The organism is Pseudomonas sp. PLMAX (assembly GCF_046042685.1).
Taxonomy (GTDB): Bacteria; Pseudomonadota; Gammaproteobacteria; order Pseudomonadales; family Pseudomonadaceae; genus Aquipseudomonas; species Aquipseudomonas putida_AE.
The window spans coordinates 6,588,056-6,612,378 of sequence record NZ_CP064949.1; the positions used below are offsets into that span (position 1 = coordinate 6,588,056).

34 protein-coding genes are annotated in these 24,323 nt (G+C 55.2%); all 34 read right to left on the bottom strand.

Translation table 11 applies throughout. The features are described from left to right. Nucleotides 1-63 precede the first annotated feature (63 nt). The gene (locus DKB71_RS30035; RefSeq protein ID WP_408599132.1) at nucleotides 64-1,518 is read right to left on the bottom strand and encodes a catalase; all 1,455 of its coding nucleotides are present in this window, start codon (nucleotides 1,516-1,518) and stop codon (nucleotides 64-66) included. A 184-nt stretch (nucleotides 1,519-1,702) separates the two neighbouring features. After that, on the bottom strand, nucleotides 1,703-2,089 hold the full coding sequence (gene rplQ, locus DKB71_RS30040) for a 50S ribosomal protein L17 (RefSeq protein WP_007970429.1): 387 nt from the start codon (nucleotides 2,087-2,089) through the stop codon (nucleotides 1,703-1,705). A gap of 42 nt (nucleotides 2,090-2,131) precedes the next feature. Beyond that, on the bottom strand, nucleotides 2,132-3,133 hold the full coding sequence (locus DKB71_RS30045) for a DNA-directed RNA polymerase subunit alpha (RefSeq protein WP_007970428.1): 1,002 nt from the start codon (nucleotides 3,131-3,133) through the stop codon (nucleotides 2,132-2,134). A 22-nt stretch (nucleotides 3,134-3,155) separates the two neighbouring features. Continuing rightward, nucleotides 3,156-3,776 (bottom strand): 30S ribosomal protein S4, encoded by a 621-nt coding sequence (gene rpsD / locus DKB71_RS30050; RefSeq protein ID WP_003176404.1) that lies wholly within the window; start codon nucleotides 3,774-3,776, stop codon nucleotides 3,156-3,158. Nucleotides 3,777-3,794: 18 nt separating this feature from the next. Further along, complete coding sequence (rpsK, locus tag DKB71_RS30055) at nucleotides 3,795-4,184, bottom strand: 30S ribosomal protein S11 (protein ID WP_002555466.1); 390 nt, start codon at nucleotides 4,182-4,184, stop codon at nucleotides 3,795-3,797. 30 nt (nucleotides 4,185-4,214) lie between these two features. Further along, nucleotides 4,215-4,571, bottom strand: a complete 357-nt coding sequence (rpsM, locus tag DKB71_RS30060) for a 30S ribosomal protein S13 (protein ID WP_009045849.1) — start codon at nucleotides 4,569-4,571, stop codon at nucleotides 4,215-4,217. Nucleotides 4,572-4,701: 130 nt separating this feature from the next. Continuing rightward, nucleotides 4,702-4,818, bottom strand: a complete 117-nt coding sequence (rpmJ, locus tag DKB71_RS30065; protein ID WP_002555468.1) for a 50S ribosomal protein L36 — start codon at nucleotides 4,816-4,818, stop codon at nucleotides 4,702-4,704. A gap of 24 nt (nucleotides 4,819-4,842) precedes the next feature. Beyond that, the gene (gene secY, locus DKB71_RS30070; protein WP_274074389.1) at nucleotides 4,843-6,171 is read right to left on the bottom strand and encodes a preprotein translocase subunit SecY; all 1,329 of its coding nucleotides are present in this window, start codon (nucleotides 6,169-6,171) and stop codon (nucleotides 4,843-4,845) included. Then, nucleotides 6,172-6,609 carry a 50S ribosomal protein L15 gene (gene rplO, locus DKB71_RS30075; RefSeq protein ID WP_003228720.1) on the bottom strand — a complete coding sequence of 146 codons (438 nt, stop codon included), beginning with the start codon at nucleotides 6,607-6,609 and terminating at the stop codon, nucleotides 6,172-6,174. Nucleotides 6,610-6,612: 3 nt separating this feature from the next. After that, nucleotides 6,613-6,789, bottom strand: a complete 177-nt coding sequence (gene rpmD / locus DKB71_RS30080) for a 50S ribosomal protein L30 (protein ID WP_003176408.1) — start codon at nucleotides 6,787-6,789, stop codon at nucleotides 6,613-6,615. 2 nt (nucleotides 6,790-6,791) lie between these two features. Continuing rightward, complete coding sequence (gene rpsE, locus DKB71_RS30085) at nucleotides 6,792-7,292, bottom strand: 30S ribosomal protein S5 (RefSeq protein WP_003186035.1); 501 nt, start codon at nucleotides 7,290-7,292, stop codon at nucleotides 6,792-6,794. Between the two features lie 3 nt (nucleotides 7,293-7,295). Further along, nucleotides 7,296-7,646, bottom strand: coding sequence for a 50S ribosomal protein L18 (rplR, locus tag DKB71_RS30090; RefSeq protein WP_003186037.1), 351 nt, complete (start codon nucleotides 7,644-7,646; stop codon nucleotides 7,296-7,298). Nucleotides 7,647-7,656: 10 nt separating this feature from the next. Continuing rightward, nucleotides 7,657-8,190, bottom strand: a complete 534-nt coding sequence (gene rplF, locus DKB71_RS30095; RefSeq protein ID WP_003176412.1) for a 50S ribosomal protein L6 — start codon at nucleotides 8,188-8,190, stop codon at nucleotides 7,657-7,659. A 12-nt stretch (nucleotides 8,191-8,202) separates the two neighbouring features. Then, nucleotides 8,203-8,595, bottom strand: coding sequence for a 30S ribosomal protein S8 (rpsH, locus tag DKB71_RS30100; RefSeq protein ID WP_008065722.1), 393 nt, complete (start codon nucleotides 8,593-8,595; stop codon nucleotides 8,203-8,205). Between the two features lie 208 nt (nucleotides 8,596-8,803). Next, nucleotides 8,804-9,109, bottom strand: coding sequence for a 30S ribosomal protein S14 (gene rpsN / locus DKB71_RS30105; RefSeq protein WP_003176414.1), 306 nt, complete (start codon nucleotides 9,107-9,109; stop codon nucleotides 8,804-8,806). Nucleotides 9,110-9,122: 13 nt separating this feature from the next. Then, complete coding sequence (gene rplE, locus DKB71_RS30110) at nucleotides 9,123-9,662, bottom strand: 50S ribosomal protein L5 (protein ID WP_003210069.1); 540 nt, start codon at nucleotides 9,660-9,662, stop codon at nucleotides 9,123-9,125. A 20-nt stretch (nucleotides 9,663-9,682) separates the two neighbouring features. Then, nucleotides 9,683-9,997 carry a 50S ribosomal protein L24 gene (rplX, locus tag DKB71_RS30115; RefSeq protein ID WP_003186046.1) on the bottom strand — a complete coding sequence of 105 codons (315 nt, stop codon included), beginning with the start codon at nucleotides 9,995-9,997 and terminating at the stop codon, nucleotides 9,683-9,685. Nucleotides 9,998-10,008: 11 nt separating this feature from the next. Further along, nucleotides 10,009-10,377, bottom strand: a complete 369-nt coding sequence (gene rplN / locus DKB71_RS30120; protein ID WP_002555479.1) for a 50S ribosomal protein L14 — start codon at nucleotides 10,375-10,377, stop codon at nucleotides 10,009-10,011. Between the two features lie 23 nt (nucleotides 10,378-10,400). After that, nucleotides 10,401-10,667, bottom strand: a complete 267-nt coding sequence (gene rpsQ / locus DKB71_RS30125; RefSeq protein WP_003176419.1) for a 30S ribosomal protein S17 — start codon at nucleotides 10,665-10,667, stop codon at nucleotides 10,401-10,403. Nucleotides 10,668-10,669: 2 nt separating this feature from the next. Continuing rightward, on the bottom strand, nucleotides 10,670-10,861 hold the full coding sequence (gene rpmC / locus DKB71_RS30130) for a 50S ribosomal protein L29 (protein WP_002555481.1): 192 nt from the start codon (nucleotides 10,859-10,861) through the stop codon (nucleotides 10,670-10,672). Continuing rightward, nucleotides 10,861-11,274 (bottom strand): 50S ribosomal protein L16, encoded by a 414-nt coding sequence (gene rplP, locus DKB71_RS30135; RefSeq protein ID WP_003228729.1) that lies wholly within the window; start codon nucleotides 11,272-11,274, stop codon nucleotides 10,861-10,863. Before rplP ends, rpmC begins: the two co-directional genes overlap by 1 nt. Nucleotides 11,275-11,286: 12 nt before the next feature. Next, complete coding sequence (gene rpsC, locus DKB71_RS30140; RefSeq protein ID WP_008065719.1) at nucleotides 11,287-11,973, bottom strand: 30S ribosomal protein S3; 687 nt, start codon at nucleotides 11,971-11,973, stop codon at nucleotides 11,287-11,289. A gap of 13 nt (nucleotides 11,974-11,986) precedes the next feature. After that, the gene (rplV, locus tag DKB71_RS30145; RefSeq protein WP_003103908.1) at nucleotides 11,987-12,319 is read right to left on the bottom strand and encodes a 50S ribosomal protein L22; all 333 of its coding nucleotides are present in this window, start codon (nucleotides 12,317-12,319) and stop codon (nucleotides 11,987-11,989) included. An 11-nt stretch (nucleotides 12,320-12,330) separates the two neighbouring features. Further along, complete coding sequence (rpsS, locus tag DKB71_RS30150) at nucleotides 12,331-12,606, bottom strand: 30S ribosomal protein S19 (RefSeq protein ID WP_002555486.1); 276 nt, start codon at nucleotides 12,604-12,606, stop codon at nucleotides 12,331-12,333. Nucleotides 12,607-12,622: 16 nt separating this feature from the next. Then, nucleotides 12,623-13,447, bottom strand: a complete 825-nt coding sequence (gene rplB / locus DKB71_RS30155) for a 50S ribosomal protein L2 (RefSeq protein ID WP_003186055.1) — start codon at nucleotides 13,445-13,447, stop codon at nucleotides 12,623-12,625. A 14-nt stretch (nucleotides 13,448-13,461) separates the two neighbouring features. Beyond that, nucleotides 13,462-13,761 carry a 50S ribosomal protein L23 gene (rplW, locus tag DKB71_RS30160; protein ID WP_002555488.1) on the bottom strand — a complete coding sequence of 100 codons (300 nt, stop codon included), beginning with the start codon at nucleotides 13,759-13,761 and terminating at the stop codon, nucleotides 13,462-13,464. Next, entirely contained in the window at nucleotides 13,758-14,360 is a 603-nt protein-coding gene (gene rplD, locus DKB71_RS30165) for a 50S ribosomal protein L4 (RefSeq protein WP_003228735.1), read from the bottom strand. Before rplD ends, rplW begins: the two co-directional genes overlap by 4 nt. Before the next feature lie 12 nt (nucleotides 14,361-14,372). Beyond that, nucleotides 14,373-15,008, bottom strand: coding sequence for a 50S ribosomal protein L3 (rplC, locus tag DKB71_RS30170; protein WP_003186059.1), 636 nt, complete (start codon nucleotides 15,006-15,008; stop codon nucleotides 14,373-14,375). Between the two features lie 80 nt (nucleotides 15,009-15,088). Further along, nucleotides 15,089-15,400, bottom strand: a complete 312-nt coding sequence (gene rpsJ, locus DKB71_RS30175; protein WP_003186070.1) for a 30S ribosomal protein S10 — start codon at nucleotides 15,398-15,400, stop codon at nucleotides 15,089-15,091. 158 nt (nucleotides 15,401-15,558) lie between these two features. Next, nucleotides 15,559-16,752: an elongation factor Tu gene (gene tuf / locus DKB71_RS30180; RefSeq protein WP_008065716.1), complete on the bottom strand. Its 1,194-nt coding sequence runs from the start codon at nucleotides 16,750-16,752 to the stop codon at nucleotides 15,559-15,561. Between the two features lie 30 nt (nucleotides 16,753-16,782). Next, nucleotides 16,783-18,888 carry an elongation factor G gene (gene fusA, locus DKB71_RS30185; protein WP_034148075.1) on the bottom strand — a complete coding sequence of 702 codons (2,106 nt, stop codon included), beginning with the start codon at nucleotides 18,886-18,888 and terminating at the stop codon, nucleotides 16,783-16,785. Nucleotides 18,889-18,918: 30 nt separating this feature from the next. Continuing rightward, a complete protein-coding gene (gene rpsG, locus DKB71_RS30190) occupies nucleotides 18,919-19,389 on the bottom strand; it encodes a 30S ribosomal protein S7 (RefSeq protein WP_002555493.1) in 471 nt (156 codons plus the stop codon). Nucleotides 19,390-19,508: 119 nt separating this feature from the next. Further along, nucleotides 19,509-19,880 carry a 30S ribosomal protein S12 gene (gene rpsL / locus DKB71_RS30195; RefSeq protein WP_003186084.1) on the bottom strand — a complete coding sequence of 124 codons (372 nt, stop codon included), beginning with the start codon at nucleotides 19,878-19,880 and terminating at the stop codon, nucleotides 19,509-19,511. A gap of 215 nt (nucleotides 19,881-20,095) precedes the next feature. After that, the gene (gene rpoC, locus DKB71_RS30200; RefSeq protein WP_008065703.1) at nucleotides 20,096-24,295 is read right to left on the bottom strand and encodes a DNA-directed RNA polymerase subunit beta'; all 4,200 of its coding nucleotides are present in this window, start codon (nucleotides 24,293-24,295) and stop codon (nucleotides 20,096-20,098) included. Nucleotides 24,296-24,323 lie beyond the last annotated feature (28 nt).

Consider the following 24,323-nt stretch of genomic DNA (forward strand, 5'->3'; position numbering starts at 1 on the left):
TTCTGAGAAAAGCAGCTTAAATAACGCAAAAACCGCCCAATTAAGGGCGGTTCTGCTTCTCATTTAGACTTCGTTAAGCTGTACGTTGAGCAGCGTTGCGATTGCTTCTCCATACGCCGGATCCGCCTTGTAGAAATGCTGCAATTGACGATCAACCACGTCGGTTGAAACACCCGCCATGGCGCTGGCGATGTTACTGACCAACAGCGCTTTTTGCTCGTCACTCATCAGGCGGAACAGCGCACCGGCATGACTGTAATAGTCGGTGTCTTCGCGATGATCGTAGCGATCGGCCGCACCACTCAAGGCCAGCGCAGGCTCAGCATAACGAGGCGCCTGTTTTGGCGACTCGATGTAGCTATTGGGCTCGTAGTTCGGTGCCGCACCGCCATTGCTGCCAAAAGCCATGGAGCCATCGCGCTGGTAGGTGTTCACCGGGCTGCGCGGGGCGTTTACCGGCAACTGCTGGTGATTGGTGCCAACACGGTAGCGATGGGCATCAGCGTAAGCGAACACACGACCTTGCAGCATGCGGTCTGGCGAAAGACCGACGCCTGGCACCATGTTGCTGGGGCCGAACGCGGCTTGCTCGACTTCGGCAAAGTAGTTCAGCGGGTTTCGATTGAGCTCCAACTCACCGACTTCGATCAACGGGAACTCCTTCTGCGACCAGGTCTTGGTCACGTCGAACGGGTTCTCGTAGTGTGCTGCGGCCTGGGCCTCGGTCATGAGCTGGATGCACACACGCCATTTCGGAAAGTCACCGCGCTCGATGGCTTCGAACAGGTCGCGCTGAGCGTAATCCGGATCGGTGCCTGCCAGGCGCGCCGCCTCTGCAGGGGCGAGATTCTTGATCCCTTGTTGGGTCTTGTAGTGCCACTTGACCCAATGACGCTCGCCATTGGCGCTGATCAGGCTGTAAGTGTGGCTGCCGAAGCCGTGCATGTGACGGTAGCCATCAGGAATACCCCGGTCGGAGAACAGAATGGTGACCTGGTGCAGCGCCTCCGGAGAGTGCGACCAGAAGTCCCACATGGCCTGTGCGCTTTTCAGATTGCTTTGCGGCAGGCGCTTCTGGGTATGAATAAAGTCCGGGAATTTCAGCGGATCACGGATGAAGAACACCGGCGTATTGTTGCCGACAATGTCCCAGTTGCCTTCCTCGGTGTAGAACTTCAACGCGAAGCCACGGGGATCGCGCTCGGTGTCCGCCGAACCGCGCTCACCACCGACAGTGGAGAATCGCAGAAAGGTTGGCGTTTGCTTGCCGACCGCCTCAAAGAGCTTGGCGCTGGTGTATTGGGTGATATCCCGCGTAACAGTAAAGGTACCGTAGGCGCCTGAGCCTTTGGCGTGCACACGGCGTTCCGGGATGTTTTCGCGGTTGAAGTGGGCCAGCTTTTCGATCAGGTGGAAGTCGTCGAGCAGCAGTGGGCCGCGAGGGCCGGCGGAGCGGGAATTCTGGTTGTCAGCGACAGGAGCGCCACTGGCTGTGGTTAGCGTTTTGCTTTGGCTCATGGGATCTCATCCTTTGTCAGTCTCAAACGGCCGGCTAATCGGCTGACAGGGAGTATTGACGATCTAGATGACAGGTTCCAATTCATTAACCCACGTCAATCGATAGATAATGCCTAATAGATGTTTTTTGAACGCGCACAAAAAACCGGGCACTAGGCCCGGTTTTTTGTTTCAGACTGACGTCTTACTCGGCAGAAACAGCTTCGCCGGCAGTAGCACGATCAACCAACTCGACGTACGCCATAGGCGCGTTGTCGCCAGCGCGGAAACCGCACTTGAGGATGCGCAGGTAGCCACCCTCACGGGTAGCGTAACGCTTGCCCAGGTCGTTGAAGAGCTTACCAACGATAGCTTTCGAACGAGTACGGTCGAAAGCCAGACGACGGTTAGCAACGCTATCTGTCTTGGCCAAAGTGATCAGCGGCTCGGCAACGCGGCGCAGTTCTTTAGCTTTTGGCAGAGTCGTTTTGATCAGCTCGTGCTCGAACAGCGACACCGCCATGTTTTGGAACATGGCCTTGCGGTGCGAGCTGGTGCGGCTCAGGTGACGACCACTTTTACGATGACGCATGGTTCATTCCTTACCAAACACTACGTTCGGTGATTACGACGATCAGGCAGTCGCCTTGTCGTCCTTCTTAAGACTTGCAGGCGGCCAGTTGTCGAGGCGCATGCCGAGGGACAGACCGCGGGAGGCCAGAACGTCCTTGATTTCAGTCAAGGATTTCTTGCCCAGGTTCGGAGTCTTCAACAGCTCTACTTCGGTACGCTGAATCAGGTCGCCGATGTAGTAGATGTTTTCCGCCTTAAGGCAGTTAGCCGAACGTACAGTCAGTTCCAGATCGTCAACCGGGCGAAGCAGGATCGGATCGATCTCGTCTTCCTGCTCGACAACCACTGGCTCACTGTCACCTTTGAGGTCGACGAACGCAGCCAACTGCTGTTGCAGAATGGTTGCAGCACGGCGGATAGCCTCTTCAGGATCCAGAGTACCGTTGGTTTCCAGATCAATAACCAGCTTGTCCAGGTTAGTACGCTGTTCGACACGGGCGTTTTCCACCACGTATGCGATACGGCGAACCGGGCTGAACGAAGAGTCAAGCTGCAAGCGACCGATGCTGCGGCTTTCGTCTTCATCGCTCTGACGCGAGTCTGCCGGTTCATAACCACGACCACGAGCTACTACGAGCTTCATGTTCAGGGCGCCGTTAGACGCCAGGTTAGCGATTACGTGATCGGGATTAACGATCTCGACATCATGATCCAGCTGAATATCGGCAGCGGTAACCACCCCCGAACCCTTCTTCGACAAGGTCAGCGTAACTTCGTCACGGCCGTGCAGCTTGATAGCCAGACCTTTAAGGTTCAACAGGATTTCAATTACGTCTTCCTGTACACCTTCGATGGCGCTGTACTCGTGGAGCACACCGTCAATCTCGGCCTCGACTACTGCACAGCCGGGCATTGAGGACAACAGGATGCGGCGCAGCGCGTTGCCCAGGGTGTGGCCAAAGCCACGCTCGAGAGGCTCGAGCGTGATCTTGGCGCGGGTTGGACTGACAACTTGCACATCAATGTGGCGAGGTGTCAGGAACTCATTTACCGAAATCTGCATGGATGCACCTATTTTCTAGCCCTTACTTGGAGTAGAGCTCGACAATCAGGCTTTCGTTGATGTCGGCGGACAGATCACTGCGAGCTGGAACGTTCTTGAAAACGCCCGACTTCTTCTCAGTGTCTACTTCTACCCATTCTACGCGGCCACGTTGGGCACACAGATCGAGAGCTTGGACAATGCGAAGTTGGTTTTTTGCTTTCTCGCGAACAGCGACCACGTCACCAGCACGAACCTGGTAGGACGGAACGTTAACGGTCTGACCGTTTACGCTGATCGACTTGTGCGATACCAGCTGACGGGATTCGGCACGAGTCGAACCAAAGCCCATACGGTATACAACGTTGTCCAGACGGCATTCGAGCAGTTGCAGCAGGTTTTCACCGGTTGCACCTTTCTTGCCAGCAGCTTCTTTGTAGTAGCCGCTGAATTGACGCTCGAGAACGCCGTAGATACGACGGACCTTCTGCTTTTCACGCAGTTGGGTGCCGTAGTCGGACTGGCGACCGCGGCGTTGGCCGTGGATACCAGGTGCTGCTTCAATGTTGCACTTCGATTCGATCGCGCGCACGCCGCTCTTCAGAAAGAGATCGGTGCCTTCGCGACGAGCGAGTTTGCATTTTGGACCAATGTAACGAGCCATTCTTTACAATCTCCTGGATTACACGCGGCGCTTCTTCGGCGGACGGCACCCGTTGTGCGGGATTGGCGTCACGTCGGTGATGCTGGCGATCTTGTAGCCACAGCCGTTCAAAGCGCGGACTGCGGATTCACGACCTGGACCTGGACCTTTGACGTTTACGTCGAGGTTTTTCAGGCCGTATTCCAGCGCAGCTTGACCAGCACGTTCAGCAGCTACTTGAGCAGCAAACGGGGTGGACTTGCGGGAACCGCGGAAACCCGAACCACCGGAGGTAGCCCAGGAAAGAGCGTTACCTTGACGGTCGGTAATGGTCACGATGGTGTTGTTAAAAGATGCATGGATGTGGGCGATGCCATCAACCACTGTCTTTTTAACTTTTTTACGAGGACGAGCAGCAGGTTTTGCCATGATAATTTTCCTGTCGATTCGCTGGGGCGATTACTTGCGGATCGGCTTACGCGGACCTTTACGGGTACGCGCGTTGGTCTTGGTACGCTGACCGCGTACTGGCAGACCACGACGATGACGCAGACCGCGATAGCAACCGAGGTCCATCAAGCGCTTGATTTTCATGTTGATTTCGCGACGCAGGTCACCTTCAGTGGTGAACTTCGCCACTTCGCCACGCAGCTGTTCAATCTGCTCGTCGCTCAGATCTTTGATCTTTGCTGCTGGGTTTACCCCAGTCTCTGCACAAATTTTCTGTGCAGTAGTGCGACCAACACCATAGATGTAGGTCAGCGAGATAACAGTATGCTTGTTATCTGGAATGTTAACGCCTGCAATACGGGCCATTCAGTGGGACTCCAATTGACAGCTACCTACGCCCCGGAAGCCAAGAAATAGGGCGCGAGATAATATCGCTGTAATAACAAATAATCAACCCGGCAGCGCACTAGCTGCCGGGCTTGAAGCACAATCACACTCAGCCTTGGCGCTGTTTGTGACGCGGTTCCGCGCTGCAAATTACTCGAACAACACCTTCGCGGCGAATAATCTTGCAGTTACGGCACAGCTTTTTCACCGATGCACGAACTTTCATCACCAACTCCTCGAACCTTATGGGTCAGCGCAGCATGCCGCTGCCGTAACCCTTCAGGTTGGCTTTCTTCATCAGGGATTCGTACTGGTGCGAAACGAGGTGCGATTGTACTTGGGACATGAAGTCCATCACAACCACGACGACGATCAGCAACGAGGTCCCGCCAAGGTAGAACGGAACGTTGGCTGCAACCACCAGGAACTGGGGCAACAGGCACACGGCCGTCATGTAAAGAGCACCGAACAGGGTCAAACGAGTCAGAACGCCATCAATGTAGCGCGCAGACTGCTCACCTGGACGGATGCCCGGAATAAAGGCACCGGACTTCTTCAGGTTTTCCGCTACGTCTTTCGGATTGAACATCAACGCCGTATAGAAGAAGCAGAAGAAAATAATCCCTGCACTAAACAGCAGAATATTCAACGGCTGACCAGGAGCGATCGACTGCGAGATGTCCTGCAACCAGCCCATACCTTCAGACTGACCGAACCAGGCACCCAGCGAAGCCGGGAACAGCAAAATGCTGCTCGCGAAAATGGCCGGAATAACACCGGCCATGTTCACTTTCAGCGGCAAGTGGCTAGTCTGCGCAGCGAAGACCTTGCGGCCCTGCTGACGCTTGGCGTAGTGAACAGCGATACGACGCTGACCACGCTCAATGAACACCACGAAACCGATGATCGCTACTGCCAGCAAACCGATGGCAACCAGGGCGAAGATGTTGATATCACCCTGACGTGCAGACTCGAAAGACTGCCCGATCGCTCTCGGAAGACCGGCGACGATACCCGAAAAAATCAACATCGAGATACCGTTGCCAACACCACGCTCAGTAATCTGCTCACCCAGCCACATCATGAACATCGCACCAGCCACAAAAGTGGTTACCGCGACGAAATGGAAGCTAAAGTCACCAGTGAACGAAACGCCCTGCCCCGCCAGACCAATGGACATGCCAATGGCCTGGACAAGAGCGAGGACGACAGTGAGGTAGCGGGTGTACTGGCTGATCTTGCGACGGCCAGCTTCACCTTCCTTCTTCAACTGCTCCAGCTGCGGGCTGACGGCTGACATCAGTTGCATGATAATCGATGCCGAAATGTACGGCATGATCCCCAGTGCAAAGATGCTCATCCGCTCCAGCGCGCCGCCGGAAAACATGTTGAACAAGCTAAGAATGGTCCCCTCATTCTGTCGAAACAGGTCCGCGAGTCGGTCCGGGTTGATACCTGGAACCGGGATGTGTGCGCCTATTCGGTAGACGATAATCGCCAGGAACAGAAAACGCAGACGAGCCCAGAGTTCAGACATACCGCCTTTGCCGAGCGCAGAGAGAGCACCTTGCTTAGCCATTTATTCCTCGAACTTGCCGCCAGCTGCTTCGATAGCCGCACGCGCACCTTTGGTGGCGCCGATTCCCTTGCCGATAGTGACAGCGCGAGTCACTTCACCGGACAGCATGATTTTCACACGCTGTACGTTGACGTTGATCACGTTGGCATCTTTCAGGGACTGCACGGTGACGATGTCGCCTTCCACTTTGGCCAGCTCGGACAGACGCACTTCTGCGCGGTCCATGGCTTTCAGGGAAACGAAACCGAACTTCGGCAGGCGACGATGCAGCGGCTGTTGACCGCCTTCAAAGCCTGGAGCAATGGTGCCACCGGAGCGGGAAGTCTGACCTTTGTGACCACGGCCACCAGTCTTACCCAAACCACTACCGATACCACGGCCCGGACGATGCTTTTCGCGACGGGAACCCGGCGCTGGACTCAGATCATTGAGTTTCATCGATTAACCCTCGACACGCAGCATGTAGTAAGCCTTGTTGATCATCCCGCGATTCTCGGGAGTATCCTGGACTTCTACAGTGTGACCGATGCGACGCAGACCCAGACCCTTAACGCACAGTTTGTGGTTAGGGATGCGGCCGGTCATGCTTTTGATCAGCGTAACTTTAACGGTAGCCATGATCAGAAGATCTCCTTGACGCTTTTGCCACGCTTGGCGGCAATGGATTCAGGAGACTGCATAGCCTTCAGACCCTTGAAAGTGGCGTGAACCACGTTTACAGGGTTAGTCGAGCCGTAGCACTTGGCCAGAACGTTCTGAACGCCAGCAACTTCGAGAACGGCACGCATAGCGCCGCCAGCGATGATACCGGTACCTTCAGAAGCAGGCTGCATGTACACCTTCGAAGCGCCATGGGCGGACTTCATTGCGTACTGCAGGGTGGTGCCGTTCAGATCAACCTGGATCATGTTGCGGCGAGCAGCTTCCATCGCCTTCTGGATCGCAGCAGGCACTTCACGCGACTTGCCACGGCCGAAGCCAACACGCCCTTTACCATCACCAACCACGGTCAACGCGGTGAAAGTGAAGATACGGCCGCCTTTAACGGTTTTGGCTACGCGGTTAACTTGAACCAGCTTCTCGATGTAGCCTTCGTCGCGCTTTTGGTCGTTATTTGACATAACTTAGAACTCCAGCCCAGCTTCACGAGCAGCATCAGCCAGCGCTTTAACGCGGCCGTGGTACTTGAAGCCAGAGCGGTCGAAAGCCACCTGCGAGACGCCAGCGGCCTTAGCACGCGTAGCGACCAGCTGGCCAACCTTAGTGGCCGCGTCGATGTTGCCAGTGGCGCCATCACGCAGTTCTTTATCCAAAGTCGAGGCGCTTGCCAGGACTTTGTTGCCGTCGGCCGAAATGACCTGGGCGTAGATGTGCTGCGAAGAGCGGAACACGCAGAGACGCACGACTTCGAGTTCGTGCATTTTCAGGCGTGCTTTGCGAGCGCGACGCAGTCGAGTAACTTTTTTGTCGGTCATTTGCTATGCCCTACTTCTTCTTGGCTTCTTTACGACGGACGACTTCGTCCGCGTAGCGCACACCTTTGCCTTTGTACGGCTCTGGTGGACGGAAGTCGCGGATCTCGGCGGCCACTTGACCTACCAGCTGCTTGTCGATGCCCTTGATCAGGATATCGGTCTGGCTAGGAGTCTCAGCGGTGATGCCTTCCGGCAGTTCGTAATCCACTGGATGCGAGAAGCCAAGAGCCAGGTTCAGCACTGTGCCTTTTGCTTGCGCTTTGTAACCAACACCGACCAGCTGGAGCTTGCGCTCGAAGCCTTGGCTTACGCCTTGGACCATGTTGTTTACCAACGCACGAGTGGTACCAGCCATTGCGCGAGTTTGTTGATCGCCATTGCGAGCAGCGAAACGCAGCTCACCAGCTTCTTCAACGATCTCAACGGACGAATGGATGTTCAGTTCGAGAGTGCCCTTGGCACCCTTCACCGAAAGCTGTTGGCCTGCGAATTTTACTTCGACGCCGGCTGGCAGCTTAACGGGGTTCTTAGCGACGCGAGACATGCTTATCCCCCCTTAGAACACAGTGCAAAGAACTTCGCCGCCGACACCGGCAGCGCGCGCAGCACGATCAGTCATCACACCCTTGTTGGTGGAGACGATAGACACACCGAGACCGCCACGAACTTTTGGCAGATCATCGACGGACTTGTACTGACGCAGGCCTGGACGGCTAACGCGCTTCACTTCTTCGATAACCGGACGGCCTTCGAAGTATTTCAGCTCGATAGACAGCAGTGGTTTGGTTTCGCTGCTGATCTGATAACCCGCGATGTAACCTTCGTCCTTCAGGACTTTGGCAACAGCTACCTTCAACGTGGAAGATGGCATGCTTACGACGGACTTTTCAGCCATCTGGGCATTACGGATTCGAGTTAGCATGTCCGCTAACGGGTCCTGCATACTCATGGGCTAGACGCTCCTAATACAGAAAAATTAGCCTTGCGGCTACTACGTGTCGCCGAGAATCTCCGGGTAAAAAAACACGGGCTCAGGCGAGCCGGGTATTCTAGACACACTCCGGAAATGAAACAAGCCCCAAAAGGGGCTTGTTCCAGATTCAAGGCCACCGGTGGTCAGGTTCTTGCGAACCTTCGCACCGAGACTTTGACAGTACTTACCAGCTGGCTTTAACCAGACCTGGTACGTCACCACGCATTGCCGCTTCACGCAGTTTGTTACGGCCGAGGCCGAACTTGCGGTAAACGCCGTGTGGACGACCGGTCAGGCGGCAGCGGTTACGCATGCGCGAAGCGCTTGCGTCACGTGGCTGCTTCTGCAGGGCTACTGTAGCTTCCCAACGCGCTTCTGGACTTGCGTTCAGATCAACGATGATAGCTTTCAGTGCTGCACGCTTCTTGGCGTACTTGGCAACCGTGAGCTGACGCTTCAGCTCGCGGTTTTTCATGCTCATCTTGGCCATGGTCCTACTCCAATCAGTTGCGGAACGGGAATTTGAACGCACGCAGCAGAGCGCGGCCTTCATCATCGTTCTTGGCAGTGGTGGTCAGGGTGATGTCCAGACCGCGGAGAGCATCGATCTTGTCGTAGTCGATTTCCGGGAAGATGATCTGCTCTTTCACGCCCATGCTGTAGTTACCACGACCATCGAAGGACTTGGCATTCAGGCCGCGGAAGTCGCGAACCCGAGGCAGGGAGATCGACAGCAGACGATCCAGGAACTCGTACATACGCTCACGGCGCAGGGTCACTTTGACGCCGATCGGCCAACCTTCACGGACTTTAAAGCCAGCGATGGATTTGCGAGCGTAGGTCACAACGACTTTCTGGCCGGTGATCTTTTCCAGGTCAGCAACAGCGTGCTCGATGACTTTTTTGTCGCCGATCGCTTCGCCCAGACCCATGTTCAGGGTGATTTTGGTAACGCGCGGAACTTCCATCACGTTCGAAAGCTTAAGTTCTTCCTTAAGTTTCGGAGCGATTTCCTTCCGGTAAATCTCTTTTAGTCGTGCCATGGTCTTCTACCTAGCAGTGTTCAAGCATCAACCGCTTTTTGGGTCGACTTGAAGACACGAATTTTCTTACCGTCTTCTACTTTGAAACCAACGCGGTCAGCCTTGTTGGTTTCGCCGTTGAAGATGGCTACGTTAGAAGCGTGCAGTGGCGCTTCTTTCTCGACGATACCGCCTTGTACGCCCGACATCGGGTTAGGCTTGGTATGACGCTTGACCAGGTTCAGACCACCAACAACCAGACGGTTGTCAGCAAGAACCTTCAGCACCTTACCGCGCTTACCTTTGTCTTTGCCGGCGATCACGATGATCTCGTCGTCACGACGAATCTTTTGCATGTCGGATCTCCTTACAGCACTTCTGGGGCGAGCGAGACGATCTTCATGAACTTCTCAGTACGAAGTTCACGGGTCACTGGCCCAAAGATACGGGTGCCGATCGGCTCTTGCTTGTTGTTCAGAAGAACAGCAGCGTTGCCATCAAAGCGGATAATGGAGCCATCAGCACGACGTACGCCGTGACGAGTGCGGACTACAACAGCAGTCATCACTTGGCCTTTTTTCACTTTACCGCGAGGAATTGCTTCCTTAACGGTAACCTTGATGATGTCACCGATACCAGCGTAACGACGATGGGAGCCACCCAGCACCTTGATGCACATAACGCGGCGAGCGCCGCTGTTATCGGCCACATCGAGCATGGATTGAGTCTGAATCATATAATTTCTCCGACCCCTAGTCCTTAGACTTCCACAGCGCGTTCGAGAACATCAACCAGCGCCCAAGACTTGGTCTTGGCCAAAGGACGAGTTTCACGAATAGTGACTTTGTCGCCGATGTGGCACTGATTGGTTTCGTCGTGCGCGTGCAGCTTAGTCGAACGCTTAACGTATTTACCGTAGATCGGGTGCTTAACGCGACGCTCGATCAGAACGGTGATGGTTTTGTCCATCTTGTCGCTGACAACACGGCCAGTCAGCGTACGGACAGTTTTTTCGGCTTCAGCCATGATTACTTACCTGCCTGCTGGTTGAGCACAGTCTTCACGCGAGCGATGTCACGCTTAACTTGCGAGAGCAGATGAGACTGCCCCAACTGGCCAGTTGCTTTCTGCATACGCAGATTGAACTGGTCGCGCAGCAGGCCGAGCAGTTGCTCGTTCAGCTGCTGTGCGGATTTTTCACGAAGTTCATTCGCTTTCATCACATCACCGTCCGTTTAACAAAGGAGGTGGCGAGCGGCAGCTTTGCAGCAGCCAGGGCGAAAGCCTCACGCGCCAGCTCTTCAGAAACACCCTCGATTTCATACAGGACTTTGCCTGGCTGAATCTGGGCAACCCAGTATTCCACGTTACCCTTACCTTTACCCATCCGAACCTCGAGAGGCTTTTTGGAGATCGGCTTGTCCGGGAATACACGGATCCAGATCTTGCCGCCACGTTTTACGTGACGGGTCAGAGCACGACGTGCTGACTCGATCTGACGAGCGGTGAGACGACCACGAGCTACAGACTTCAGCGCGAACTCGCCGAAGCTGACTTTGCTACCGCGCAATGCCAGGCCACGGTTGTGACCAGTCATTTGCTTGCGGAACTTCGTACGCTTTGGTTGCAACATTTGGCGTACCCCTTACTTAGCAGCTTTTTTACGAGGCGCTGGTGCTTGTGGTTTCAGTTCTTCTTGGCGACCACCAATTACTTCGCCTTTGAAGATCCAAACCTTTACACCGATCACACCGTAGGTGGTGTGAGCTTCGTAGTTGGCATAGTCGATGTCGGCACGCAGGGTGTGCAGTGGCACACGACCTTCGCGATACCATTCAGTACGTGCGATTTCAGCACCGCCGAGACGACCGCTCACTTGGATTTTGATGCCTTTGGCACCAATGCGCATGGCGTTCTGTACAGCGCGCTTCATAGCGCGACGGAACATTACGCGACGCTCCAGCTGCTGAGCTACGCTCTGCGCAACCAGCATACCGTCGAGTTCCGGCTTGCGGATCTCTTCGATATTGATGTGCACAGGCACACCCATTTGCTTGGTCAGGTCCTGGCGCAGTTTCTCAACATCTTCACCTTTCTTCCCGATAACGATACCTGGACGAGCGGTGTGGATGGTGATACGTGCAGTTTGGGCCGGACGATGGATATCGATACGGCTTACGGACGCGCTTTTTAGTTTGTCTTGGAGATACTCACGCACCTTCAGATCTGCGAGCAAATAGTCCGCATAAGTCCGACCGTCTGCGTACCAGACGGAGGTGTGCTCCTTGACGATTCCCAGGCGAATGCCAATGGGATGTACTTTCTGACCCATCTCTTCGACTCCGTTACTTGTCAGCAACCTTGACAGTGATATGGCAAGACCGCTTGACGATGCGATCAGCACGGCCTTTGGCACGTGGCATGATGCGCTTCAGCGAACGCCCTTCGTTGACGAAAACGGTGCTGACCTTCAGGTCATCAACGTCTGCGCCTTCGTTATGCTCGGCGTTGGCTACGGCCGACTCCAGCACTTTCTTCATGATCTCGGCGGCTTTCTTACTGCTGAAAGCCAACAGGTTGAGCGCTTCGCCCACCTTCTTCCCGCGGATCTGGTCGGCGACCAAGCGGGCTTTCTGGGCGGAGATTCGAGCGCCCGACAACTTAGCGGCTACTTCCATTTCCTAACCCCTTAACGCTTGGCTTTCTTGTCTGCCACGTGCCCACGATAAGTGCGGGTACCGGCGAACTCGCCCAGTTTGTGGCCGACCATGTCTTCGTTAACGAGAACTGGGACGTGTTGACGACCGTTGTGTACTGCGATGGTCAGACCGACCATTTGTGGCAGGATCATCGAACGACGCGACCAGGTTTTCACCGGTTTGCGATCGTTCTTTTCCGCCGCCACTTCGATCTTCTTCAGTAGGTGAAGATCGATAAAAGGACCTTTTTTCAGAGAACGTGGCACTGTCGTATCCCTCTATTTACTTGCGACGACGGACGATCATTTTGTCGGTACGCTTATTACCACGAGTCTTCGCGCCCTTAGTCGGGAAGCCCCATGGCGATACCGGATGACGACCACCAGAGGTACGACCTTCACCACCACCATGTGGGTGGTCAACCGGGTTCATGGCAACACCACGAACGGTTGGGCGAACGCCACGCCAGCGTTTGGCACCAGCTTTACCCAGCGAACGCAGGCTGTGCTCGGAGTTCGAGACTTCGCCCAGGGTCGCGCGGCATTCAGCCAGCACTTTACGCATCTCACCAGAACGCAGACGCAGGGTCACGTAAACGCCTTCACGAGCGATCAACTGAGCCGAAGCACCAGCGGAACGAGCGATCTGAGCGCCTTTACCTGGCTTCAATTCGATGCCGTGTACGGTGCTACCAACTGGAATGTTACGCAGTTGCAGAGCGTTACCTGGCTTGATTGGAGCCAGTGCGCCTGCGATCAGCTGGTCGCCAGCACTCACGCCTTTAGGGGCGATGATGTAGCGACGCTCGCCATCTGCGTACAGCAGCAGAGCGATGTGAGCAGTACGGTTTGGATCGTATTCGATACGCTCGACAGTGGCAGCGATGCCATCTTTGTCGTTGCGACGGAAGTCGACCAGACGATAATGCTGCTTATGACCACCACCGATGTGACGAGTGGTAATACGGCCATTGTTGTTACGACCACCAGACTTCGACTTCTTCTCGAGCAGCGGTGCGTGAGGAGCGCCTTTATGCAGCTCCTGGTTGACCACCTTGACCACAAAACGGCGGCCAGGGGAAGTCGGTTTGCATTTAACGATTGCCATGATGCACCCCTTCCTTACTCAGCACTGCTGCTGAAATCGAGATCTTGGCCTGGCTGAAGGGAGATAACTGCCTTCTTCCAGTCATTACGCTTGCCCAGACCGCGAGCAGTGCGCTTGCTCTTACCCAGAACATTCAGGGTAGTAACACGCTCTACTTTCACGCTGAACAGGCTTTCGACGGCCTTCTTGATTTCCAGCTTGGTTGCGTCAGTAGCAACCTTGAAAACGAACTGGCCTTTCTTGTCTGCCAGAACCGTAGCCTTCTCGGAAACGTGCGGGCCAAGCAGAACTTTAAATACGCGTTCCTGGTTCATCCCAGCAGCTCCTCGAATTTCTTCACGGCCGACACGGTGATCAACACCTTGTCGTATGCGATCAGACTAACTGGATCGGAACCTTGCACGTCACGTACATCTACGTGTGGCAGGTTACGAGCAGCCAGGTACAGGTTCTGATCAACAGCGTCCGACACGATCAGAACGTCGGTCAGGCTCATGTTGTTCAGTTTGCCCAGCAGGTCTTTGGTTTTCGGCGTTTCAACGGCGAAATCCTGAACCACGACCAGACGATCAGTACGCACCAGCTCAGCAAGGATGGAACGCATTGCTGCGCGATACATCTTCTTGTTCAGCTTCTGGGAGTGATCCTGAGGACGAGCTGCGAAAGTGGTACCGCCGCCACGCCAGATTGGGCTACGGATAGTACCGGCACGAGCACGGCCAGTACCTTTCTGACGCCATGGGCGCTTACCGCCACCACGAACGTCGGAACGGGTCTTTTGCTGCTTGGAACCCTGACGACCGCCAGCCATGTAGGCTACGACTGCTTGGTGAACCAGCGTCTCGTTGAATTCCCCGCCAAATGTCAGTTCGGAAACTTCGATCGCTTGAGCGTCATTTACATTTAATTGCATGTCAGCTTCCCCTTAACCGCGAGCCTTGGCTGCTGGACGTACAACCAAGTTGCCGCCAGTAGCGCCAGGAACAGCGCCCTTGACCAACAACAGATTGCGTTCAGCGTCCACGCGCACTACTTCGAGGGACTGCACGGTCACGCGCTCAGCGCCCATATGACCGGACATTTTTTTGCCCTTGAATACACGACCAGGAGTCTGGCACTGGCCGATAGAGCCTGGAACGCGGTGGGATACGGAGTTACCGTGGGTGTTATCTTGCCCGCGGAAATTCCAACGCTTGATCGTACCCTGGAAGCCTTTACCCTTGGACTGACCGGTTACATCAACCAGTTGACCAGCGGCGAAGATTTCAGCGTTGATCAGATCGCCGGCCTGGTACTCGCCTTCTTCAAGGCGGAATTCCATTACGGTACGACCAGCGGCAACGTTCGCTTTAGCGAAGTGGCCAGCCTGAGCTGCTGTTACACGCGAAGCACGACGCTCGCCGACAGTGACTTGCACTGCACGATAGCCATCGGTCTCTTCAGTTTTGAACTGGGTGACGCGATTCGGTTCGATCTCAATGACCGTGACCGGAATGGAGACACCTTCTTCGGTGAAAATACGGGTCATACCGCATTTACGACCGACTACACCAATAGTCATGTTGTAAACCTCATGAGTGTACGGGGCTTTCACCCGCTATGGCCGCCCATTTCAGAGCGTTACACGACTAAGACCGAGTCTTAGCCGAGGCTGATCTGCACTTCCACACCGGCCGCAAGATCAAGCTTCATAAGTGCATCAACGGTTTTATCCGTTGGCTGGACGATGTCCAGAACGCGCTTATGAGTACGGATCTCGTACTGGTCACGCGCGTCTTTGTTGACGTGCGGGGAGACCAGAACGGTGAACCGCTCTTTACGGGTAGGCAGTGGAATTGGACCACGCACTTGAGCACCAGTACGTTTCGCGGTTTCCACGATTTCCTGGGTGGATTGGTCGATCAGGCGATGATCAAAAGCCTTCAACCTGATACGGATTTGCTGATTTTGCATTGGATTTCAGACTCCGGCTGCTATTCCCACCGGGCGCAATACGCCCGTTAAAAGGAGGCGCAATTCTATAGACGCCCCAGATAGGTGTCAACCCAATAAAAAAGGCCCCCGCTGAGCGGGGGCCTTTTCAAAACATCAAAGCTGTCTCGGTGAGGAGATTACTCGATGATTTTAGCTACAACGCCAGCACCAACGGTACGGCCGCCTTCACGGATTGCGAAGCGCAGACCGTCTTCCATTGCGATGGTTTTGATCAGGGTAACAGTCATCTGAATGTTGTCACCTGGCATTACCATTTCAACGCCTTCTGGCAGCTCGCAGTTACCGGTCACGTCAGTAGTACGGAAGTAGAACTGTGGACGGTAGCCTTTGAAGAACGGAGTGTGACGGCCGCCTTCTTCCTTGCTCAGAACGTAAACTTCTGCGGTGAACTTGGTGTGCGGCTTAACCGAACCTGGCTTAACCAGAACCTGACCACGCTCAACGTCGTCACGCTTGGTGCCACGCAGCAGAACGCCGCAGTTCTCGCCAGCACGACCTTCGTCGAGCAGCTTGCGGAACATCTCAACACCGGTGCAGGTGGTGGTGGTGGTGTCACGCAGACCAACGATTTCCAGTGCATCTTGAACGCGAACGATACCGCGCTCGATACGACCAGTCACAACAGTACCACGACCCGAGATCGAGAATACGTCTTCGATTGGCATCAGGAATGGCTTGTCGATAGCACGCTCTGGCTCTGGGATGTAGGTATCCAGAGTTTCAACCAGCTTACGAACGGCAGTGGTGCCCATTTCGTTGTCGTCTTTGCCTTCCAGCGCCATACGAGCAGAACCGATGATGATCGGAGTGTCGTCGCCTGGGAAGTCATAGGTGGACAGCAGGTCGCGAACTTCCATCTCAACCAGTTCCAGCAGCTCAGCGTCGTCTACCAGGTCAGCCTTGTTCAGGAAAACCACGATGTACGGAACGCCTACCTGACGGGACAGCAGGATGTGCTCACGGGTTTGTGGCATCGGACCATCAGCGGCCGAGCAAACCAGGATCGCGCCGTCCATCTGGGCAGCACCGGTGATCATGTTCTTCACGTAGTCAGCGTGACCTGGGCAGTCAACGTGAGCGTAGTGACGAATGTTCGAGTTGTACTCGACGTGCGCGGTGTTGATGGTGATACCACGAGCTTTTTCTTCTGGAGCGCTGTCGATCTTGTCGAATTCAACTACGGCCGAACCGAAAACTTCGGAGCAGACGCGAGTCAGAGCAGCGGTCAGAGTGGTTTTACCGTGGTCAACGTGGCCGATGGTGCCAACGTTTACGTGCGGTAGGGAACGATCAAATTTTTCTTTAGCCACGACAATTAACTCCTTGCCTAAAGGACTGAATCAGCCTTGTTTTTTGGTAACGGTTTCGACGATGTGCGACGGAGCCGTATTGTATTTTTTGAATTCCATAGAGTAGCTTGCGCGACCCTGGGACATCGAACGAACGTCGGTCGCATAACCGAACATCTCGCCCAACGGAACTTCAGCACGGATAACCTTACCGGAAACCGTATCTTCCATACCCAGAATCATGCCGCGACGACGGTTCAGGTCGCCCATCACGTCACCCATATAGTCTTCAGGCGTAACAACCTCTACCGCCATGATCGGCTCGAGCAACTCACCACCGCCCTTCTGGGCCAGTTGCTTGGTCGCCATGGAAGCAGCCACCTTAAACGCCATCTCGTTCGAGTCGACGTCGTGGTAAGAACCATCAAACACGGTAGCCTTCAGGCCGATCAGCGGATAGCCGGCAACTACGCCGTTCTTCATCTGCTCTTCGATACCCTTCTGGATAGCCGGGATGTATTCCTTAGGAACCACACCACCCACTACTTCGTTCACGAATTGCAGACCTTCCTGACCTTCGTCAGCAGGAGCAAAACGGATCCAGCAGTGACCGAACTGGCCACGACCGCCGGACTGACGAACGAACTTGCCTTCGATTTCGCAATTCTTCGTGATGCGCTCACGATACGAAACTTGAGGCTTACCGATGTTGGCTTCGACGTTGAACTCACGGCGCATCCGGTCAACCAGGATGTCCAGGTGCAACTCGCCCATGCCGGAGATGATCGTTTGACCAGTCTCTTCATCAGTTTTGACGCGGAAAGACGGGTCTTCCTGAGCAAGTTTGCCCAGAGCGATACCCATTTTTTCCTGGTCATCCTTGGTCTTAGGCTCTACGGCAACCGAAATAACCGGCTCCGGGAAGTCCATGCGAACCAGGATGATTGGCTTGTCAGCGTTGCAGAGGGTTTCACCAGTGGTGACGTCCTTCATGCCGATCAGGGCCGCGATGTCGCCAGCGCGTACTTCCTTGATCTCTTCACGGGCGTTTGCGTGCATTTGCACCATACGACCCACGCGCTCTTTCTTGCCTTTAACCGAGTTGATCACGCCGTCGCCGGAGGCCAACACGCCCGAGTAAACGCGGACGAAGGTCAAGGTACCCACGAATGGGTCGGTAGCGATCTTGAACGCCAGAGCCGAGAACGGCTCGTTGTCGTCTGCATGACGCTCCATCATTTCTTCCTCGTTATCAGGGTTGGAACCCTTGATAGCAGGAATGTCGACTGGAGCCGGCAGGTAGTCGATAACGGCGTCGAGAACCAGGGGAACACCCTTGTTCTTGAACGAAGAACCGCAAACAGCCAGGACGATTTCGCCAGCGATAGTACGCTGACGCAGAGCGGCCTTGATTTCCTCGATGGTGAGCTCTTCACCTTCCAGGTACTTGTTCATCAGCTCTTCGCTGGCTTCGGCCGCGGCCTCTACCATGTTGCTGCGCCACTCTTCAGCCAGTTCCTGCAGTTCAGCAGGGATGGCTTCGCGACGTGGAGTCATGCCCTTGTCAGCATCGTTCCAGTAAACCGCTTCCATGGTCATCAGATCGATCTGACCCTGGAAGTTGTCTTCGGAACCGATAGCCAACTGGATCGGCACCGGAGTGTGACCCAGACGCTGCTTGATCTGAGCGATCACGCGCAGGAAGTTCGCGCCGGCACGGTCCATCTTGTTCACGTAAACGATACGTGGAACACCGTACTTGTTGGCTTGACGCCATACGGTTTCGGACTGCGGCTCAACGCCGGAAGTACCACAGAACACAACGACAGCGCCGTCGAGTACGCGCAGGGAACGTTCAACTTCAATGGTGAAGTCTACGTGGCCCGGGGTATCGATAACGTTGAAGCGGTATTGGTCTTTGTGCTGCTTCGCAGAACCCTGCCAGAAGGCGGTAATAGCAGCAGAAGTAATGGTAATACCACGCTCCTGCTCCTGAACCATCCAGTCAGTGGTCGCAGCGCCGTCATGCACTTCGCCCATCTTGTGGCTTTTGCCAGTGTAAAAAAGGACGCGCTCGGTGGTGGTGGTTTTACCAGCATCCACGTGAGCAACGATACCAATGTTACGGTAGCGGTTAATCGGTGTAGTACGAGCCATAAAGCCCTCGCAAAATGAGTGACGCTAAAATTAGAAGCGGTAGTGCGAGAAAGCTTTGTTAGCTTCAGCCATACGGTGCACGTCTTCACGCTTCTTAACTGCAGCACCTTTACCTTCGGCAGCGTCCAACAGTTCGCCAGCCAAACGCAGAGCCATAGACTTCTCGCCGCGCTTACGGGCGAAGTCTACCAACCAGCGCATTGCCAGAGCGTTACGACGGGACGGACGAACTTCAACCGGAACCTGGTAAGTAGCACCGCCTACACGGCGCGACTTTACTTCGACCAGCGGAGCGATGGCGTCGAGAGCTTTCTCGAAGATTTCCAGGGGGTCGCTGTTCTTGCGTTCTTTAACCTTTTCCAGCGCGCCATAAACGATACGCTCGGCAACGGCTTTCTTGCCGCTTTCCATCACGTGGTTCATGAACTTGGCCAGGATTTGGCTTCCGTATTTTGGATCGTCAAGCACTTCGCGCTTGGCTGCTACGCGTCTTCTTGGCATGGATAAGCCCTCAAACGGTCTTCAGGTTCGCTCGGAATCGGTGCCCGTTACGGGACGCCTCCGACCTTACTCTTATCGACTCAGAAAAATAGAAATCAGTTTTTTGCAGCAAGCGACCATTACTTCGGACGCTTGGTACCGTACTTCGAACGACCCTGGTTACGACCTTTAACGCCGGAAGTATCCAACGAACCGCGAACGGTGTGGTAACGAACACCTGGCAAGTCTTTTACACGACCGCCGCGGATCAGTACCACGCTGTGCTCTTGCAGGTTGTGGCCTTCACCGCCGATGTACGAGGAAACCTCGAAACCGTTGGTCAGGCGCACACGGCATACTTTACGCAGTGCCGAGTTAGGTTTTTTCGGCGTGGTGGTGTACACACGGGTGCACACGCCACGACGTTGCGGGCAGTTCTGCAGCGCAGGCACGTCGGATTTCTCGACGATACGCTTACGCGGCTGACGTACCAGCTGGTTGATAGTTGCCATCTACTAGCTCCACTGTTGTCTTGCGACGCTATTGTCTTGCAAGAAAAGCAAAATGGCAGGAACGAATTCCCGCCAAATTTAGGGGTACAAGAGTCTAAAGAGGATCTTGTCCCCAGTCAAGGCAAGGCCCCGACCTCCCCGCCTATCAAACCTCGACAAATTGTCTCGATTCGATGAACGGAGTGACCAGGGCCTCAGCTCATTTACCGCAGAACTCAGTTACCGCTCGAGTTCAGCGCTTCGGTCAGTGCAGCTTCCACTTCACTGGCGCTCACGCGCAACGGCTTGTCTGCATCACGGCGACGCTTACGCTCGCTGTGATAAGCCAGACCGGTACCAGCCGGGATCAGACGACCCACGACCACGTTTTCTTTCAGGCCGCGCAGGTAATCGCGCTTGCCGGTTACCGCCGCTTCGGTCAGTACGCGAGTGGTTTCCTGGAAGGAAGCCGCCGAGATGAACGATTCGGTGGACAACGACGCCTTGGTGATACCCAGCAGAACGCGAGTGAACTTGGAGACAAACTTGTCTTCGCCGCTCAAACGCTCGTTCTCTACCAGAACGTGAGTCAATTCCATCTGGTCGCCCTTGATGAAACTGGAATCGCCGGATTCAGCGATTTCAACTTTACGCAGCATCTGACGCAGGATGGTCTCGATGTGCTTGTCGTTGATCTTCACGCCTTGCAGACGGTAAACGTCCTGGATCTCGTTGACGATGTACTTGGCCAGCGCACTCACACCCAGCAGACGCAGGATGTCGTGTGGATCGCTCGGGCCGTCGGAGATAACTTCGCCGCGGTTTACCTGTTCGCCTTCGAACACGTTCAGGTGACGCCACTTCGGAATCAGCTCTTCATACGGATCGCTACCGTCGTTCGGGGTGATAACCAGACGGCGCTTGCCCTTGGTCTCTTTACCGAACGCGATGGTGCCGCTGACTTCAGCCAGGATCGACGCTTCTTTCGGACGACGAGCTTCGAACAAGTCGGCAACACGCGGCAGACCACCGGTGATGTCACGGGTCTTCGAAGTTTCTTGCGGGATACGAGCGATAACATCACCGATCGCGATCTTCGCACCGTCCGCCACACCGACCAGGGCGTTGGCTGGCAGGAAGTACTGAGCGATAACGTCAGTGCCTGGCAGCAACAGATCCTTGCCGTTGTCATCGACCATCTTCACAGCAGGACGGATATCCTTACCGGCAGCTGGACGGTCTTTGGCGTCGAGTACTTCAATGTTGGTCATACCGGTCAATTCGTCAGTCTGACGCTTGATCGTGATGCCTTCTTCCATGCCCACGTAGGTCACGGTACCTTTCATTTCGGTAACGATCGGGTGAGTGTGCGGATCCCACTTGGCCACGATTGCGCCAGCGTCGACCTTGTCACCTTCTTTAACCGAAATCACGGCGCCGTACGGCAGCTTGTAACGCTCGCGCTCACGACCGAAGTCATCAGCGATAGCCAGCTCACCGGAACGGGACACAGCAACCAGGTGACCATCCACTCGCTCAACGTGTTTCAGGTTGTGCAGACGGACGGTACCGCCATTCTTCACCTGAACGCTGTCGGCTGCGGAGGTCCGGCTTGCCGCACCACCGATGTGGAACGTACGCATCGTCAGCTGGGTACCCGGCTCACCGATGGACTGGGCAGCGATAACGCCGACCGCTTCACCGATGTTCACCTGGTGACCACGAGCCAGGTCGCGACCGTAGCACTTGGCGCAGATACCGAAACGGGTTTCGCAGCTGATCGGCGAACGTACGATCACTTCGTCGATGCTGTTGAGTTCGATGAACTCGACCCACTTCTCGTCGACCAGGGTGCCGGCAGGAACGATAACGTCCTCGGTACCTGGCTTGAATACGTCACGGGCGATAACACGACCCAATACGCGCTCACCCAACGGCTCTACTACGTCACCGCCTTCAATGTGCGGAGTCATCAGCAGACCGTGTTCGGTGCCGCAATCGATCTCGGTTACAACCAGGTCTTGCGCCACGTCTACCAGACGACGGGTCAGGTAACCCGAGTTCGCCGTTTTCAACGCGGTATCCGCCAGACCTTTACGAGCACCGTGAGTGGAGATGAAGTACTGGAGTACGCTCAAACCTTCACGGAAGTTCGCAGTAATCGGCGTTTCGATGATGGAACCGTCCGGCTTGGCCATCAGGCCACGCATACCGGCCAGCTGACGAATCTGTGCTGCGGAACCCCGCGCACCCGAGTCGGCCATCATGTACATCGAGTTGAAGGACTCCTGGTCGACTTCGACGCCATGACGGTCGATGACTTTCTCTTTCGAGAGGTTGGCCATCATCGCCTTGGAAACTTCGTCGTTCGCCTTGGACCAAAGGTCGATCACTTTGTTGTACTTCTCGCCCTGGGTTACCAGGCCGGAGGCGTACTGACTTTCGATCTCTTTCACTTCGTCGGTGGCAGCACCGATGATGCGGGCTTTTTCATCCGGGATAACGAAGTCGTTAACGCCGATGGAAACGCCGGAAATGGTCGAATAGGCAAAACCGGTGTACATCAACTGGTCAGCGAAGATCACGGTCTCTTTCAGACCAACCACGCGGTAGCACTGGTTGATGAGCTTGGAGATCGCCTTTTTCTTCATCGGCAGGTTGACGACGTCGTACGACAGACCTTTTGGCACAACCTGGAACAACAGCGCACGGCCGACTGTGGTGTCGACGATACGGGTGTTGGTCACGCTGCCGCCATCACGGTCGTTGACGGTTTCGTTGATCCGCACTTTGACCTTGGCGTGCAGTGCGGCTTCGCCGGCACGGAACACACGGTCAACTTCCTGCAGATCCGCGAACACACGACCTTCGCCCTTGGCGTTGATCGCTTCACGCGTCATGTAGTACAGACCCAATACAACGTCCTGCGACGGAACGATGATTGGCTCACCGTTGGCTGGCGACAGAATGTTGTTGGTCGACATCATCAACGCACGCGCTTCGAGCTGGGCTTCCAGCGTCAGCGGTACGTGCACGGCCATTTGGTCGCCGTCGAAGTCGGCGTTGTACGCGGCGCAGACCAGCGGGTGCAGCTGGATAGCCTTACCTTCGATCAGTACCGGTTCAAACGCCTGGATACCCAGACGGTGAAGGGTCGGTGCACGGTTGAGAAGAACCGGGTGTTCGCGAATCACTTCAGCGAGAACGTCCCAAACCTCTGGCAGTTCGCGCTCGACCATCTTCTTGGCAGCCTTGATGGTGGTCGCCAGACCACGCATTTCCAGCTTGCCGAAAATGAACGGCTTGAACAGCTCGAGAGCCATCTTCTTCGGCAGACCGCACTGGTGCAGACGCAGGGTCGGGCCTACGGTAATTACCGAACGACCGGAGTAGTCAACACGCTTACCGAGCAAGTTCTGACGGAAACGACCCTGCTTACCCTTGATCATGTCAGCCAGGGATTTCAGAGGACGCTTGTTGGAACCGGTGATAGCGCGGCCACGACGACCGTTGTCGAGCAGTGCATCGACAGCTTCCTGCAACATACGCTTTTCGTTGCGCACGATGATGTCCGGAGCGGACAGATCCAGCAGGCGCTTCAAACGGTTGTTACGGTTGATCACTCGACGATACAGATCGTTGAGGTCGGAAGTCGCGAAGCGACCGCCATCCAGCGGGACCAGTGGACGCAGGTCTGGCGGCAGAACCGGCAGAACGGTCAGCACCATCCACTCTGGCAGGTTGCCGGAACCCTGGAAGGCTTCCATCAACTTCAGACGCTTGGACAGCTTCTTGATCTTGGTTTCGGAGTTGGTTTGCGGAATTTCTTCACGCAGACGGCCAATCTCGTGTTCCAGGTCGATAGCGTGCAGCAGTTCGCGGACAGCTTCGGCACCCATGCGGGCATCGAAATCGTCGCCGAACTCTTCCAGCGCTTCGAAGTACTGCTCGTCGTTGAGCAGCTGACCTTTTTCAAGGGTGGTCATGCCTGGATCGATAACGACGTAGCTCTCGAAGTAGAGAACGCGTTCGATATCACGCAGGGTCATGTCCATCAGCAAGCCGATACGCGACGGCAGCGATTTCAGGAACCAGATGTGGGCAACTGGCGAGGCCAGTTCGATGTGCGCCATGCGCTCACGACGAACTTTTGCCAGCGCGACTTCAACGCCGCACTTCTCGCAGATCACACCACGGTGCTTCAAGCGCTTGTACTTACCGCACAGGCACTCGTAATCCTTTACCGGGCCAAAGATCTTGGCGCAGAACAGGCCGTCACGCTCGGGTTTGAACGTACGGTAGTTGATGGTTTCCGGCTTTTTAACTTCACCGAACGACCACGAACGGATCATCTCAGGCGATGCCAATCCGATACGGATGGCGTCGAACTCTTCGACTTGACCCTGGTTTTTCAGCAAATTCAGTAGGTCTTTCAAGGCCTTTCCTCCTGGCGGAGCAGAGAGC

Excerpts from the sequence above, each read along its gene's own strand:
- DKB71_RS30035 (WP_408599132.1), bottom strand. The coding sequence starts at position 1,518 with ATGAGCCAAAGCAAAACGCTAACCACAGCCAGTGGCGCTCCTGTCGCT.
- rplQ (WP_007970429.1), bottom strand. The coding sequence starts at position 2,089 with ATGCGTCATCGTAAAAGTGGTCGTCACCTGAGCCGCACCAGCTCGCAC.
- DKB71_RS30045 (WP_007970428.1), bottom strand. The coding sequence starts at position 3,133 with ATGCAGATTTCGGTAAATGAGTTCCTGACACCTCGCCACATTGATGTG.
- rpsD (WP_003176404.1), bottom strand. The coding sequence starts at position 3,776 with ATGGCTCGTTACATTGGTCCAAAATGCAAACTCGCTCGTCGCGAAGGC.
- rpsK (WP_002555466.1), bottom strand. The coding sequence starts at position 4,184 with ATGGCAAAACCTGCTGCTCGTCCTCGTAAAAAAGTTAAAAAGACAGTG.
- rpsM (WP_009045849.1), bottom strand. The coding sequence starts at position 4,571 with ATGGCCCGTATTGCAGGCGTTAACATTCCAGATAACAAGCATACTGTT.
- rpmJ (WP_002555468.1), bottom strand. The coding sequence starts at position 4,818 with ATGAAAGTTCGTGCATCGGTGAAAAAGCTGTGCCGTAACTGCAAGATT.
- secY (WP_274074389.1), bottom strand. The coding sequence starts at position 6,171 with ATGGCTAAGCAAGGTGCTCTCTCTGCGCTCGGCAAAGGCGGTATGTCT.
- rplO (WP_003228720.1), bottom strand. The coding sequence starts at position 6,609 with ATGAAACTCAATGATCTGAGTCCAGCGCCGGGTTCCCGTCGCGAAAAG.
- rpmD (WP_003176408.1), bottom strand. The coding sequence starts at position 6,789 with ATGGCTACCGTTAAAGTTACGCTGATCAAAAGCATGACCGGCCGCATC.
- rpsE (WP_003186035.1), bottom strand. The coding sequence starts at position 7,292 with ATGTCAAATAACGACCAAAAGCGCGACGAAGGCTACATCGAGAAGCTG.
- rplR (WP_003186037.1), bottom strand. The coding sequence starts at position 7,646 with ATGACCGACAAAAAAGTTACTCGACTGCGTCGCGCTCGCAAAGCACGC.
- rplF (WP_003176412.1), bottom strand. The coding sequence starts at position 8,190 with ATGTCTCGCGTCGCTAAGAACCCCGTTAAGCTGCCAGCCGGCGTCGAA.
- rpsH (WP_008065722.1), bottom strand. The coding sequence starts at position 8,595 with ATGAGTATGCAGGACCCGTTAGCGGACATGCTAACTCGAATCCGTAAT.
- rpsN (WP_003176414.1), bottom strand. The coding sequence starts at position 9,109 with ATGGCCAAGATGAGCATGAAAAACCGCGAGCTGAAGCGTCAGCTCACG.
- rplE (WP_003210069.1), bottom strand. The coding sequence starts at position 9,662 with ATGGCACGACTAAAAGAGATTTACCGGAAGGAAATCGCTCCGAAACTT.
- rplX (WP_003186046.1), bottom strand. The coding sequence starts at position 9,997 with ATGCAAAAGATTCGTCGTGACGACGAGATCATCGTGATCGCCGGCAAA.
- rplN (WP_002555479.1), bottom strand. The coding sequence starts at position 10,377 with ATGATTCAGACTCAATCCATGCTCGATGTGGCCGATAACAGCGGCGCT.
- rpsQ (WP_003176419.1), bottom strand. The coding sequence starts at position 10,667 with ATGGCTGAAGCCGAAAAAACTGTCCGTACGCTGACTGGCCGTGTTGTC.
- rpmC (WP_002555481.1), bottom strand. The coding sequence starts at position 10,861 with ATGAAAGCGAATGAACTTCGTGAAAAATCCGCACAGCAGCTGAACGAG.
- rplP (WP_003228729.1), bottom strand. The coding sequence starts at position 11,274 with ATGTTGCAACCAAAGCGTACGAAGTTCCGCAAGCAAATGACTGGTCAC.
- rpsC (WP_008065719.1), bottom strand. The coding sequence starts at position 11,973 with ATGGGTCAGAAAGTACATCCCATTGGCATTCGCCTGGGAATCGTCAAG.
- rplV (WP_003103908.1), bottom strand. The coding sequence starts at position 12,319 with ATGGAAGTAGCCGCTAAGTTGTCGGGCGCTCGAATCTCCGCCCAGAAA.
- rplB (WP_003186055.1), bottom strand. The coding sequence starts at position 13,447 with ATGGCAATCGTTAAATGCAAACCGACTTCCCCTGGCCGCCGTTTTGTG.
- rplW (WP_002555488.1), bottom strand. The coding sequence starts at position 13,761 with ATGAACCAGGAACGCGTATTTAAAGTTCTGCTTGGCCCGCACGTTTCC.
- rplD (WP_003228735.1), bottom strand. The coding sequence starts at position 14,360 with ATGCAATTAAATGTAAATGACGCTCAAGCGATCGAAGTTTCCGAACTG.
- rplC (WP_003186059.1), bottom strand. The coding sequence starts at position 15,008 with ATGACTATTGGTGTAGTCGGTCGTAAATGCGGTATGACCCGTATTTTC.
- rpsJ (WP_003186070.1), bottom strand. The coding sequence starts at position 15,400 with ATGCAAAATCAGCAAATCCGTATCAGGTTGAAGGCTTTTGATCATCGC.
- fusA (WP_034148075.1), bottom strand. The coding sequence starts at position 18,888 with ATGGCTCGTACTACACCGATTAACCGCTACCGTAACATTGGTATCGTT.
- rpsG (WP_002555493.1), bottom strand. The coding sequence starts at position 19,389 with ATGCCAAGAAGACGCGTAGCAGCCAAGCGCGAAGTGCTTGACGATCCA.
- rpsL (WP_003186084.1), bottom strand. The coding sequence starts at position 19,880 with ATGGCAACTATCAACCAGCTGGTACGTCAGCCGCGTAAGCGTATCGTC.